This window comes from Nostoc sp. CCY 9925, from assembly GCF_963920935.1.
Lineage (GTDB): Bacteria > Cyanobacteriota > Cyanobacteriia > Cyanobacteriales > Nostocaceae > Nostoc.
Genome location: NZ_CAWUDO010000057.1, coordinates 28,162 through 42,314, shown reverse-complemented (window position 1 = coordinate 42,314; position 14,153 = coordinate 28,162). Strand labels below are relative to the sequence as shown.

At 42.1% G+C, this 14,153-nt stretch carries 10 protein-coding genes and 1 pseudogene; 4 read left to right on the top strand and 7 right to left on the bottom strand.

Annotated features, from left to right (window positions below; all coding sequences use genetic code 11):
• Positions 1-166: 166 nt before the first annotated feature.
• From ACM0OY_RS24955 to btpA, 5 genes are all read right to left on the bottom strand, one after another.
• The gene (locus ACM0OY_RS24955; RefSeq protein ID WP_414571515.1) at positions 167-403 is read right to left on the bottom strand and encodes a hypothetical protein; all 237 of its coding nucleotides are present in this window, start codon (positions 401-403) and stop codon (positions 167-169) included.
• A gap of 752 nt (positions 404-1,155) precedes the next feature.
• Complete coding sequence (locus tag ACM0OY_RS24950) at positions 1,156-3,360, bottom strand: CHASE2 domain-containing protein (protein WP_414571514.1); 2,205 nt, start codon at positions 3,358-3,360, stop codon at positions 1,156-1,158.
• Entirely contained in the window at positions 3,360-3,611 is a 252-nt protein-coding gene (locus ACM0OY_RS24945; RefSeq protein WP_414571513.1) for a hypothetical protein, read from the bottom strand. The genes ACM0OY_RS24950 and ACM0OY_RS24945 overlap by 1 nt, the downstream gene beginning before the upstream one ends.
• 891 nt (positions 3,612-4,502) lie before the next feature.
• Positions 4,503-5,489 (bottom strand): vitamin K epoxide reductase family protein, encoded by a 987-nt coding sequence (locus ACM0OY_RS24940; protein WP_414571512.1) that lies wholly within the window; start codon positions 5,487-5,489, stop codon positions 4,503-4,505.
• A 144-nt stretch (positions 5,490-5,633) separates the two neighbouring features.
• Positions 5,634-6,482: a photosystem I biogenesis protein BtpA gene (gene btpA, locus ACM0OY_RS24935; protein WP_414571511.1), complete on the bottom strand. Its 849-nt coding sequence runs from the start codon at positions 6,480-6,482 to the stop codon at positions 5,634-5,636.
• Positions 6,483-7,272: 790 nt separating this feature from the next.
• Between btpA and rimO the strand changes: the two genes are divergently transcribed.
• The 3 genes and pseudogenes from rimO to ACM0OY_RS24920 form a co-directional block, all read left to right on the top strand.
• Positions 7,273-8,592 (top strand): 30S ribosomal protein S12 methylthiotransferase RimO, encoded by a 1,320-nt coding sequence (rimO, locus tag ACM0OY_RS24930; protein WP_414571510.1) that lies wholly within the window; start codon positions 7,273-7,275, stop codon positions 8,590-8,592.
• Positions 8,593-8,719: 127 nt separating this feature from the next.
• Positions 8,720-10,255, top strand: a complete 1,536-nt coding sequence (locus ACM0OY_RS24925) for a DEAD/DEAH box helicase (protein ID WP_414571509.1) — start codon at positions 8,720-8,722, stop codon at positions 10,253-10,255.
• 224 nt (positions 10,256-10,479) lie between these two features.
• Positions 10,480-10,704: pseudogene (locus ACM0OY_RS24920) on the top strand (Uma2 family endonuclease); the annotation flags it as partial.
• A gap of 10 nt (positions 10,705-10,714) precedes the next feature.
• On the opposite strand, the gene ACM0OY_RS24915 reads toward ACM0OY_RS24920, so the two are convergent.
• Positions 10,715-11,662, bottom strand: a complete 948-nt coding sequence (locus ACM0OY_RS24915; protein ID WP_414571508.1) for an aldo/keto reductase — start codon at positions 11,660-11,662, stop codon at positions 10,715-10,717.
• A gap of 522 nt (positions 11,663-12,184) precedes the next feature.
• Entirely contained in the window at positions 12,185-12,475 is a 291-nt protein-coding gene (locus ACM0OY_RS24910; protein ID WP_414571507.1) for a hypothetical protein, read from the bottom strand.
• Positions 12,476-12,667: 192 nt separating this feature from the next.
• Here ACM0OY_RS24910 and ACM0OY_RS24905 point away from each other — a divergent pair, with 192 nt between their 5' ends.
• Positions 12,668-14,152 carry a BCD family MFS transporter gene (locus tag ACM0OY_RS24905; protein WP_414571506.1) on the top strand — a complete coding sequence of 495 codons (1,485 nt, stop codon included), beginning with the start codon at positions 12,668-12,670 and terminating at the stop codon, positions 14,150-14,152.
• Position 14,153: the final 1 nt, after the last annotated feature.

The following is a 14,153-nucleotide window of genomic DNA, read 5'->3' as shown; positions in this document are numbered from 1 at the left end:
TCTCGTGTCCGAAATTCCAAACCAGTTCGCTCAAAGCGTTCCCGAAGAGTAGCCAGACGCAGGGAGACTCTATATATAAATTCTTCGTGTCTCTCTGTTACCGCGTCTTTGTGTCCCCTTATCCCCGTATCCTCTTCAATGACTTGCGAAAAACCCAAAATTAATATTAGCGAGTACCACTACCATGCTGACTGTCGGGACCACCATAATTTGGCGGGATATATGTGTCTTTCAAATCCTGAGAATTGACTTTGCGAGCAATTAAGGTGTTGCTGGCATTAGAGTTAAGACTACTAGCGCTTGCGGTACTAAATCCACCTGCGTAACCCACAATTTTTGGTATTAGTATGTAAGCACCTATACAAAATATCATCAATTTTGTGATTCCCAAGTTAAGTTTCATGATCATCAGTAAATTTACTAAATTTTTTCTGAAAAAGTATGTTTTTAATCTTAAGTAAATATACGTAGCTTTCTTGAGAATATTGCAAAATTATTTATTTCTGCTGGTAATACACAAGTAATTGCCCTATTAGGTTGCAGAGTTACCTTAATTTGCTGGTATTAAATAGTCTTAACACTTAAGGAATATTCCTAAATGTCCTGTTTCTGCATCAGCCTAAAGTTAGATATCTTGATGAATTACCATGAGAAGTTTGCCCAGTTCACTATTTATTAATAATATCTTAATACTTTTAAGTATAAACACTAAGTTCAGAGAATAGCTAACCTCAAATAGCTATAAAATAATACTTTAAAATTAATATAGTAATATTATAATCAAAGTAAAGATATATAACATCAAAATTCTATAACTATTGTAATACAAGGGTTACAGAAACTATGAAATTCTCATTTTCCGTAATTTTTTACCTAAGTATAGGTATATATTTTCAAGTAAAAATACTTGCCAGATAAAATAATATTTTTTAATTACTGATAAAGACTACTTGCTTTGTTAGCTCTTTTATCAGGTTTAGGTTTCACTTCCAAAAGCCTTGGCAGGTTTGAATTTTGCTTAAAAAGCTACCTCTATGGCTGTATACAACGCTTTTGCAAAACATTGCTTTGCACGCGTCTCAAGTCCAAACTCCTAATTTGATAGTAAAAATATTTACTTTATATTTAATTATTAGCAAGTAAAGTCGTGATTAATTAAGCAAATTCGTAGCGATTTTTACCCAAGCGCTTGGCACGGTACATTGCTGCATCTGCTTGTTTCATCAAAGTTTCACTGTCTTGGCTGTTGTATGGATAGACACTAATGCCAATACTAGCAGAGACTCGGATTGCATACCCATCCAAAACAATTGGTCTGGTAATGCTGCTTAAAATTTTTTCGGCGACTTTAGCAGCCACCTGGATGTTAGGAATTGCTCTTAAGATCACAGTAAATTCATCGCCACCCAAACGAGAAACTGTATCACTAGCGCGTAAAGAATTGCTCAGTCGCCCAGCAATAGTCATCAGCAGGCGATCGCCCATCTCATGCCCCAGAGTATCATTGACTTGTTTAAAGCCATCTAAATCAATAAACAGCAGCCCCAGCAACAAGTTATTGTGTTGCGCCCAGTGCAACGACTCGTAAAGCTGTTCGGCAAAAAATTTGCGATTGGATAAACCTGTCAGGGGATCGTGATAAGCCAAATAACGCAAATGGTCTTCTTTGAGTTTTAATTCATTATTAGAGCGGAATAACTCAGCAGCAGTACGCTTGAGTTGTTCCTCCATCAACTTGCGCTGAGTAATATCTCGAATTACGCCAACTAAAAAGAAATTGCCAGCTGAGTCTTTGTGAAGCGATCGCTTAGTGGCAATTTGATGAGTTTGACCATCTGCATTTGTAAATTCTTCCTCGTGTTCGTGGGGTTGCTGAGTCCGAAAAACCAACTCATCCTGTTGTCGAAACACATCGGCTTCATGTTTAGGGAAAAAGTCATAGTCTGACTTTTCAATTAACAACTTATTTGGATAACCAATGAATCGACAATACGCCTCATTTAAAACAATCCACTGATGTTGTTCATTTTTCACAAAAATTGGATCGGGAATCGTGTTGATTACGTGATGCAAAAACTCTTTAGAACGTTTCCACTCTTCCTGCATATGCGCGATATGACTCGTCATCCAAATAGCTGAAATGCCAAAAGTAAATAACCCAGGAATCAGCGGTATCCACCAACCGTATAAAAAAGCTACATAGCCACTAACAGTCAATACAAAGCAACAAACGAGGATACTGAGAAAGCTTTTAGTTGCGTCTCGTATCCGCCATGTCGTAACAGCCCCCACATAAGACCAAACAAAAATCCACAAGTATTCCAGTAATTCAGTCCAGACTTTGAGTAGTGGTCTTCCTTCAACAGCAGCTGAAATTAACTCACTAATAAAATAAGCTTGTAATTGAATACCCGCCACAGGCTTTGCCGTACCCATCACAGTGCTGGAATAAGGAATAAATACAAAATCCTGGAGACTGGGTGCAGTAGACCCAACAAGTATAATCCGATCTTTAATTAAGTTTTCTGGGACTTTATCGGCGAGGACATCACTCATCGATACCTGGCGAAAATGAGAAAATTCTACAGATGGATTTTGATATTTGGGTTTGGGAAAATTGGATAAAATCTGGTAGCCTCTGGCATCAGCTCCGACATAAGCACCATCATTAGTCTGAAAACGAGTAAATACTGCCTTACCTAATTGCAAATACTCAGGGTTGGTTTTTGCTTGGGTAGGAGTAATGTCTTCTGATTTTAAATACAATAAAGCCAGCTTCAAGGCAAAACTTTCATGTACCTTATCGTCAACGTGCCAATACAACAAGCTGCGACGTACTTTTCCGTCAGGGTCGTACAGCACATTGTTAAAACCCACTTGATTCTTATTGAGTCCCAGGGGAGGTAAAACAGTGAGGTTTTTGTTTTTTTCATTTGCCAGTAGTTCAATACCAATCAAGTTTGGTATTGACTTATAAGCATTACGTAGTTCCTGATTACCAGGCTCCACTGGCAAATTTCTGTAGATATCCAAGCCAATAGCACGGGGTTTGTGGACGTTTAATTTTTCCAACAGCTCAGCAATATTCCGATCTGGAATAGGCCACGAACCTACTTGGTCTAAATAGGCCTCATCAATCACAACAATAGTGATACGTTCTTCTGGCGGTTCATTTGGACGTAAGCGAAAAAATTGATCCAAACCTGCTAACTCTAAGGATTGTAATAATCCAATAGAGCGCAAAAACAGGACGCAGACTGCAACACCAGCAGCAGTCATAAATTCCTTGTGTTCTCGACTAAGCGATTGTTTGAGTCTAAAGATTAAGTTTATAAAACGCTTGCCTAGCTGCTGATTCATTAAGCCGCTCCCGAAGTTCTGAAACTCGGCTTGTCACTAACCTTCCGGAAACTGCCAAAAACATCTGGAAACTTTTCTTGGCATCTACACAAACGTTGAGGAAGGCGATTTTGCTCATTGAACTCGCGTTTTTTCACTAATAAGAAAAGCATATTGAGAGTAACTTCAACAGACACACTTTCGCGTTTGACGCTGACATAATTACACTCGAAGGCGGCTTCCATGTGCTGCAAAAATAAATTAAAGTACACATTGCATGAGAGCCAGTATACTTAATCAAGTTCCTTTAGCTTCAGATTTTTGTAAGTAAAAGCCGCAATAAAATTGATACAGCGTATTTTCAGTTATGAAGTACACAAACTTCGTCTTAAAGCTATGCATTAAGCCTTTTTTACTTACCAATATCCAATTGTGGATTGGGTATTAGACAACACTTATTATCTATCACCAATATTACCAAAAACAAAAAAGTCAACCGGAAACAGACTTGCTGTCTTTATCCAGTTAACTATAGTAATCCACTTTGATATTTAACTTATTCCCATAGGTAGGGAATAGGCTGTTGGGAATCAGGCTGTTCCAGTTGAACGTAAATTCGACATCTCATATAGTGTCCATTTAGCTGAATAAAAAACCCCTAAGAGGTTTTACTATGCAAAACAGTCCCTCTCCAAGTCGGAGCTACGGTGTACACACAAGTCGGAAATAGTAGTCTGTGAAAGAATAATTGACGAGTAAATTCTCTGTAGAGACGGCGATTTATCGCGTCTTGTGAACGTGTCAGTCTTTTAGACGCGATAAATCGCGTCTCTACATGAGGGCTTTCTGGCTTATCCCAAGCGTATTGGAATAAAACTGGATCTGACTTGTGTGTACACCGTAGCCAAGTCGGAGAGGGAAAGACTTGAACTTTTGTTCAAGGCAGGGAGAGGTTCGTCGAATTCACATCAGTTGAGGGCGAGTTTTTTCACCCAATCAAATAGGAGTCCCATATTAGGTATATAGCCCTAGTCACACAGGTTAGGACATTTTGAAAGCATGGAAGCTAGGAATAGTAATACTTTTACCTCCTGCCTCCTGCCTCCTGCCTTCTGCCTTCTGCTATAAAAGCCAAGTCGCCAAAAACAGGCTTCTATTGGCAATTACTTGAAATATTTGAAGTTACGAGGGCCTGTGTAACCAGAAACTTTTGCTAGTTCCTCTAAGTTTTGCACTCCACTGTAGCTTTTCCCATTGATAATCCAAGTCGGGAAGCCTTCAATTTTTGCTGCTTTACACAGTTCTGGTTGAGCTTTGAGTCCTTCAGGAGCACACTCTACCTTAACATTGTCGTTGAGTTCTTGATAAGCTTGTTTTCCAAATACCAGCTTTTGTTCATGGCAATGAGGACACCAATAAGCGACGTATTCCTTAGCACCTATCTTGACCAGATGGCGTGCTAAAGCTACTTCTGCCTCACCAGAGGTGGTAGTGATTTCCCAACCGAATGCTGGGTTAGGTTCTTCCTTGGGAGTAAAGGAAATTTTTACGGCTTGTCCTGGAGTTGCAGGTGTAACATCTGATTGATTGACACCAGCATAAATCCCTAAAGTACCAATCAGCGTTACCATACCGACAATCAGGGCGGTAAACAAGATTTGTCCAATATCTTCCCAAGTACGACCGATAATTGTCAGTACTAAAAGACTAGCGGAGAAAAAAGCTGAGCCGATACAGTAAGGGCAAAAAGCTTTGATTTGGAATGCCAGTAGGTACATTAAGTAGCCGCTAAACACAGACATAGCGATCGCACCCACCAACAGTAGCCACCACGTCCAATTTTCCAGCTGCTTGCGACTATTATTATTGTCCCCTGAAGAAAATACTAAAGGAGCTAAAGCTAATATCACCATACCGGTGTATGCCAAAAACCCAAATAAAGCTAATGGCTGACCAAAAACTGTTGCCCAAGGACTGGAAAGCACATCATTACAGCCTTTGGCCCCAGCCTGTGCCACACAAGCTGCACTGCCTCCTGTTAACTTTTCTATGGTGAGATAACCTGTCGTCAGGGCACCACATCCAGCGATCGCGGCAATCAATGGACGTGACCATTTATGAATCCAAGGAGTAGAACGGCGGCGAATCATAAATATTGGGGAATGGGGACTGGGTATTGGTGATTGGGGATTGGGGATTGGGTAATGGTGATTGAGGATTGGGGATTGGGTAGTGGTGATTCAGAAAACTTTTCTCTAGTCTCCAGTCCCTAGTCCCCAGTCCCCAGTCCCCAGCTAAGAATGTAATTTCACTTGTCCTGCTGACTTGCTTTCACTTTTGGAGTTCCAACTGCGACGTGCAGCTTCCACAAATTGACTGACGCGAATGGGATCGATTGGTTGATCTATCCGTCCGTGACGTTTCAGGGAACTGGAAACTATGACACCATCTGCTGCTTGCATTAATGTATCAATATTTTCCCAATTTGCCCCACTACCGATGAACACTGGCGTTCCAGCTGCGGCACCACAAGCTAGTTCCAAATCTTCTAAATTAGGAGGGCTACCAGTAGCCCAACCAGATAAAATCACCCCGTCTGCTAAACCCCTTTCAATGGTGTCTTTTACGGCGACTGTGAGATTTGGAGAACTCAAAGGACGGGCGTGTTTTACTAACACATCGGCCAGGATTTTAACATCGCTGCCCAACTCCCGTCGATAGCGGAGTAGTTGATGAGCTTCTCCCTCAATTAATCCTTGGTCGGTTGCCATCACTCCTGTGAGGACGTTGACGCGGATAAATTGTGCCTGGACACAGCTAGCGATCGCCATCGCACTTTTAGCGTCATTTCGCAACACATTTAACCCCACTGGCAATGTCACCAAGTTCTGTATCCGCTGCACCACCATCGTCATGGCACTCACAATCACTGGATCTACTTGGTTTTTGGTAAACGGCGCGTCGAAAAAATTCTCCACAATCATCCCATCAACACCTCCGCTTGCCAAGGCTGCGGCTTCTTGTTCGGCGCGGTCAATTACCGCTTTTAGGCTACCTCCCCAACGGGGTGAGGTTGGCAGTGGTAGCAGGTGAACCACGCCAATAATCGGTGAGCGAGTTTTAAACAGCTGATATAAGTCCACGTCTTTAATTATTACGAGGGATTAGGGATTGGAGACTAGAGATTAGAGGCTAGTACTACAAGACCCAAATATACCTACAATTCAAAATACCCGAAAAGCTTGACTCATCAGCTTTTTGAATTTTGAATAATTTTGCATAAGTTAATTTTACAAGGCGTTACTAACCCCTAATCCCCAGTCTGTATAACCCATTCCCTTGATTAGCATTAAATCTGTTTTATGTTGGTCAGTTTACTGCCTCCTTCCGAAGATGGAAATTGGCGTCAAACCTCTCATAAGATATGTTAAGATAAAACCTGGCTACAAGAGGAGTTTGCCACTCACAACACGCGAGGCAGCTTTCCGTGGTTTTAGGCGTCTCGTCCACGCACAGTCGTAGGACTAGTCGATTGCCAGGGCATCATTACTGCTTTATGGGCGTAGTCGCGAAGGCGATTTCCCTGAGGGTAGCGACTTCTCACAACAAGCCCTTTGGGCGGCTTCCCGATGGGTAGGTTAACAACGCACACGCTGTGGTAATGTAAAATACCAATAGCCCAATTGTTAAAAAACATTACAAGTGTCAAATGTACCCAAAGACACTTCAATTTACCCTGGGGAACAGATTGATAGAAATATCATAACATGACCTCTATTTTTATTATCAATAGGGTCACCAGTGAATGGGCATTTGCTGACAGTGGGGATTTGCCGCTGCTAATGTTCTCATGAGGATGCTGATAGCAAGAAAGCAAAGTTAGTGCTGGAATGATTTTAATTACAAGAAAAAAACTGAAAATTTTTTCAAAATATGGGTGACAAGCCAACAATCGCCATTTCTCACCTGGGCTGCGAGAAAAATCGAATTGATACAGAACACATGCTAGGAATGCTCGTAGAAGCAGGCTACGGTGTAGATACAAATGAAGAGTTAGCAGATTACGTTATTGTTAATACATGTAGTTTTATTGAAGCAGCGAGACTTGAATCTGTCAGAACTTTGGTAGAACTGGCAGAAGCAAACAAAAAAATAGTGATTACTGGCTGCATGGCGCAACATTTCCAAGAGCAACTCTTGGATGAGTTGCCAGAAGCAGTAGCGGTGGTGGGTACAGGTGATTATCACAAAATTGTAAATGTAATTGAGCGTGTAGAACAAGGCGAACGGGTCAAACAGGTTAGTATCGAACCAACCTACATCGCTGACGAAACTACACCGCGCTATCGCACTACAACAGAGGGCGTAGCTTACCTCAGAGTTGCCGAAGGATGTGATTATCGTTGTGCGTTTTGTATAATTCCTCATTTAAGAGGGAACCAGCGATCGCGTACTATTGAATCCATAGTCGCTGAAGCCGAGCAGCTAGTTAGTCAAGGAGTACAGGAAATTATTTTAATTTCCCAAATCACGACTAATTACGGTCTGGATATTTATGGTCAGCCAAAGCTAGCCGAATTACTCCAAGCTCTGGGGAAAGTGAATGTACCGTGGATTAGAATGCACTACGCTTATCCCACGGGATTGACACTAGATGTGATAGCGGCAATCCAAGAAACACCCAACGTCTTGCCTTATCTCGATTTGCCCTTGCAACATTCTCATCTTGAGATTCTCCGCGCCATGAACCGTCCCTGGCAAGGGCGTGTAAATGATGGGATTATAGATCGCATCAAAACGGCGCTACCAACAGCCGTATTGCGGACAACATTTATTGTTGGTTTCCCAGGAGAAACAAGCGAGCATTTTGAGCATCTACTAGAGTTCGTCAAGCGGCATGAATTTGACCATGTTGGGGTGTTTACCTTTTCACCGGAAGAAGGAACCCCTGCCTACAAGCTGCCAAATCAGTTATCTCAGGAAGTGATGGACGAACGCCGAGATCGACTGATGGAACTCCAGCAACCGATTTCCCAAAAGAAAAATCAACAGGAAGTAGGCAAAATCGTCGATGTCCTGATTGAGCAAGAAAATCCTGAAAGTGGTGAATTAATCGGTCGTTCAGGTAGGTTTTCCCCAGAGGTCGATGGCCAAGTTTATGTCCAAGGACAGGCAAAGTTAGGAACCATCGTGCCAGTAGCGATTCACCACGCTGATGCATACGACTTATATGGTCAAGTTGTCAATAACTAATTTGTTATTTGTTCAGTTGTCAGTTGTCCTTTGTAAATGACTAATGACTAATGACCAATGACTAATGACTAATAACTAATGACCAATGACTAATCCAAAAATCCTTAGATAAAATTTAGGAGAATTAATGAATCTTTCGTTTCAAGAATTAGGTATTTCCCAAGAACGCGTCGAGCAATTAGAAAAAATTGGCTTTACCGCACCTACTAATATTCAAGCCCAAGCAATCCCCCAACTGTTGGCGGGTCGTGATGTGGTAGGTCAATCTCAAACTGGGACGGGTAAGACAGCAGCATTTTCACTGCCAATTTTAGAACGGCTCGATGTTCAACAAAGAGCTGTCCAAGCCTTGGTTTTAACACCAACTCGTGAGTTAGCTATGCAAGTTCACGATGCGATCGCCCAGTTTATCGGCAATGACGGATTGCGGGTATTAGCAATCTACGGTGGTCAATCAATTGAGCGGCAAATGTTACAGCTCAAACGTGGCGTTCACATCGTTGTCGGCACCCCAGGACGGGTAATAGATTTGCTCGATCGCGGCTGCTTGAAACTCGACCAAGTGAAATGGTTCGTCTTAGATGAAGCCGATGAAATGTTGAGCATGGGCTTTATTGATGATGTAATAAAAATCCTTTCCCAAGCACCTACAGATCGCCAAACAGCTTTATTTTCGGCGACAATGCCACCCTCGATTCGTTCTTTGGTGAATAAGTTTTTGCGATCGCCAGCGACAGTCACCGTTGAGCAACCAAAAGCTGCACCCAACAAAATCAATCAGGTAGCTTACCTAATCCCTCGCCACTGGACAAAAGCCAAAGCTTTACAGCCAATTCTGGAAATGGAAGATCCAGAAACAGCTTTAATCTTTGTTCGCACCAGACGCACCGCCGCCGAACTCACCAATCAACTGCAAGCTGCTGGTCATAGTGTGGATGAATATCACGGTGACTTGTCCCAACAAGCGCGGGAGCGATTATTGAGCCGATTCCGGAATCGTCAAGTACGCTGGGTGGTAGCAACTGATATTGCAGCACGTGGATTAGATGTCGATCAACTCTCCCATGTGATCAACTACGACTTACCTGATAGCGTAGAAACCTACGTTCACCGCATTGGTCGTACTGGTCGTGCTGGTAAAGAAGGAACTGCAATTTCTCTAGTACAGCCATTTGAGCGGCGCAAGCAGCAGACTTTTGAACGTCATAACCGCCAAGCTTGGCAAGTGCTGACAATTCCCACACGGGCGCAAATTGAAGCACGACACATCCTGAAATTGCAAGAACAAGTGCGGGAAGCATTAGCTGGTGAGCGTTTAGCTTCATTCTTGCCCATCGTCAGCGAATTGATTGAAAAATATGATGCTCAGGCGATCGCCGCAGCAGCATTGCAAATCGCTTACGATCAAACTCGTCCGGCTTGGTTGAACTCAGACGTGGAAATTCCCCAAGAGGAACCACCCACTCCCAAACCCAGACTTGGTAAGCGCCGCGAATCCTCTGGCGATCGCCCCCGTTCTGCTTGGAAATCAGATAACAGCAGTGGCGAAGAAGAAAGAAATGGTACTCCCAAGCCCAAACTGCGGACAAGTGGTCGTGAGTCTTCGGTGTCGCCTACTAGTAAAAAGCTAGGTTCACCTACAGCCAGAGAATCGGCTTCCTAGTTAGGAATTAATGAATTTTGGATTTTAGATTTTAGATTTCTGCTTCAATCCAAAATCCCAAATTCAAAATCTAAAAATTGACAGAGTTAATGAATTTTGGATTTTAGATTTTCCTTGAATCCAAAATCCCAAATTCAAAATCTAAAATTGAAAGAGTTAAGAGTTAGGAGTTAAGAATTTGACTTTGGACTCTTGACTTTTTGGCTTTTTGGGGAAATTTTTCTACAAGATCAGACCGGATCAAACCACTGGTAGAAAAAATTCAGCTATTTTTACAACTAGGATCTACAGTTGGTATCCTCATCGATCCTGACAAATTGACGCTCACAGTTTACAGCCTCAACCAAGAGCCAATAGTTTTGCAGGACAACGACAAACTGACACTACCAGACCTATTATCAGGTTGGGAGCTAGTAGTGTCAGAAATTTGGCCTCCTGTGTTTGAATGATTTGGAAATATTACAGCCAAGGACGGCTAACTTTTTCTAACTCTTGAATTTCATCTTCGTTCAATCTCCAACCCAAAGCACCAGCATTTTGACGTACATGTTCGGCTGTCTTGACTCCAGCAATGGGAATGACATTGCCCTGAGAAATTAACCAATTGAGAGCAACTTGAGCTGGGGTGCGATCGTATTTTTCTCCGAAACTGCGTAGCAAAGATATTACTGGTGTAATTTTTTGTAAGCCTTCTTTATTAAATCGTGGGTCTACTTTCCTTGCGCCAGTAGGAGTTTCAGCACTATCAATAGTATATTTTCCTGTGAGTAATCCCTGAGCCAAAGGACTATAAGCCAACAGAGTCACACCCAACTCACGGGCAGTTGCTACAATACCCTTACTTTCAATTTGGCGAGTGAGTAAAGAATACCGTACTTGGTTCACAGCCAAAGGCACTCCGCGGTCTGCCAATATTTGATGGGCGTCTCGCATTTGCTCTGCTGAGTAATTACTCACGCCTACTGCGGCAATTCTACCCCGCTTCACTTCATCGGCTAAAGCATTCATCAGAGTTTTTTGGCTTAAAAAGAAAGCAAAAGGCCAATGCACTTGGTACAGGGCGATTTGGTCTACTTGTAGGCGTTTGAGACTCTCTGTTAAAGCATCAGAGACAGAGTTACCTGTAAATCGCCACGGTAGGGGGCCAAATTTTGTGGCGATTTGCACAGGTTGTTGTGTCTGTTGCATAAATTCGCCCAAAAATTTCTCTGATAATCCCATTCCGTAGATTTCCGCAGTGTCGAAGAAGTTAACACCAGCTTGTAGCGCTGCGGTGAAGGCTTCTTGTAACTGTTCTGGGCCGTAGTCATTGCCATAATTCCAAAAGAGTTTATCACCCCAAGCCCAAGTGCCTATGCACAAAGGTGTAACAACTGGGCCGTTTTGCCCCAAAGTGATGGTTTCCACGGTTGTAAGATTTAATTTATTTACATTTCTTTACTTTTTTAGTGTAGCGTTACAGACAAAATTGGGTATGGGGCGTTGCACACGATCGCTCAAACTGAGAATATTTCAATTTACTAGCCTCTGGAGGTACAGCACTAGTTGTAGTCTCATTGTAGTTCCTGGAAGGCGATCGCTATTTTTTAACTAGTTCTTGCTCAATGTTGTGATAACTCTTTGTTCAAGCTTTTTGACTTTTATAGTGTATCGTCATGGGCAAGATTGCGAATAGGACATTGGTGATTGTCAACAACCTGTATCGATTGATACTCACGCTCCTATTTCAAGATAGCCTTTGATAATATGCCTCAAAAGGTTGATAAGTATCTAGGAATTCAAATGTAGTCATTGAACGAGATATCGCTACCCTCTGAGAGTCTATCAATTCCTTTATTTCGGGAATTGTAATTAGTTCTTCAAACTCAGATTCAATAACAATTAAAAAATTTATTTCTTTTCTAAAATCATTTTCTATCTCATCGTTCGTTATAAAAAATCTGATAGATATTTTTGGGTATTAACATCACTAGATTTGCCATCAATCCCTGCTCTTTGAGATGGAGGGATTTTATCTAACATTTCTTGGGCTTGCACTCTGGTTCTTATGGGATCACCAGGCCGAATTCCACCTTTATATAATCTACGGGCTGCACTTAAGGATAAATCCTGTAATCTTGCATGTTGAACGTTAATGTTGGCAGCAGCGTTAAAAGCGGAATTAGGCTCTTGTTCGTTAGACATGGATAAACAAATATATTGTGATGTATTACGTTTCACCAGTTCATCCTAAAATTCTTTTGTTATGCGTAGGCGTAGCCCGTCGTAGACATCGCGGCTTTCAACCAAGCCATAAAAATTCATCCTAAATTCTGGAGATAAGTAGGGTGCGATCGCTCCTTTGCAGCGGGTAGGGTTTATCTTTATTTAAAGAGAGAGATTAAATCCTATAAAGCATACGAAAAAGTAGCTATGGCCACCAGCGATATTTCACCGAATCCGGAATCAAATCCGTCGGTATCTTTGCAATCATTACCCAGGCTTAATTTATTAACAATGTTCCGACTGGGTTTGTTTCAGATGGGATTAGGCATCATGTCGCTTCTCACTTTAGGTGTACTGAATCGAGTGATGATTGACGAGTTGAAAGTCTTGCCATTAATCACAGCTGCTGCTATCGCCATGCACCAATTTGTTAGCCCTGCACGAATTTGGTTTGGGCAGATGTCTGACGCCAAGCCATTGCTGGGCTATCATCGCACTAGCTATGTCTGGATTGGTGCAATCTTATTTACAACTGTATCTTTCTTGGCTCTCCAAGTCGTTTGGCAACTAGGTAGCAGTTTGCAAACTACTGGGTGGAGTCTCCAAACTTATAGCTGGGCGGGACTGCTGGCATTAACTTTTGCAGGATATGGTTTAGCCCTGAGTGCTAGTTCCACACCTTTTACTGCCCTTTTGGTAGATGTTACCGATGAAGATAACCGTTCTAAATTGATTGGGATTGTCTGGTCAATGCTGATGATTGGCATTGTAATTGGAGCAGTGGTAAGTTCCAAATTGTTAGAAAGACCAGAAATTTGTGGGACGGCTCTTTTAACTTACAACCCCTCTGAGGCAAACAAAGTTGTTGATATAGCTAAACTCCAATCGACAATCAACCCGGTTTTTATCATCATGCCTGCCATCGTCTTTGGACTATCGCTGCTGGCAACTTTCGGCGTGGAAAAAAAGTATTCTCGTTTCACAACACGTTCTTCTTTAGTAGGTAGAGAAGACCAAATAACTTTGGGTACAGCTTTACGAGTGCTGACTGCTAATCGCCAAACGGGAGTATTTTTTAGCTTCCTGTTGGTGTTGACTATTAGTATCTTTATGCAAGATGCAGTTTTAGAACCTTATGGTGGCGAAGTTTTTGGGATGTGTATTTCCCAAACCACTAGACTAAACATTCCTTTTGGCATAGGTACTCTTATTGGAATTTGTTCTACTGGTTTTTTACTTTTGCCGCGTTTAGGTAAGAAACAGACTACTAAAATTGGATGTATCAGCGCCTCCGTCTGCTTTGGCTTAATCATGATGTCCGGATTTAGTGCTAACCCAGGTTTATTAATGGGTAGTCTGTTTTTTTTCGGTCTGTCATCTGGAGTGATTACAGCTGGTGCTACCAGTTTGATGTTGGATTTGACTGCTGCTGAAACGGCAGGTACATTTATTGGTGCTTGGGGATTATCTCAAGCAATGGCTAGGGGACTGGCTACAATACTTGGTGGAGCAGTATTAAATTTAGGTAAAATCCTGTTTCCTTTACCAGTGTTAGCATACAGCATGGTGTTTGCAGTGCAAGCAATAGGGATGCTGATCGCTGTTTGGTTACTGTGGCGGGTGAATGTCAAAGAATTTCAGACGAATGCCAAGACTGCGATCGCATCTATTTTGTCAAAGGAACTGGATTGAA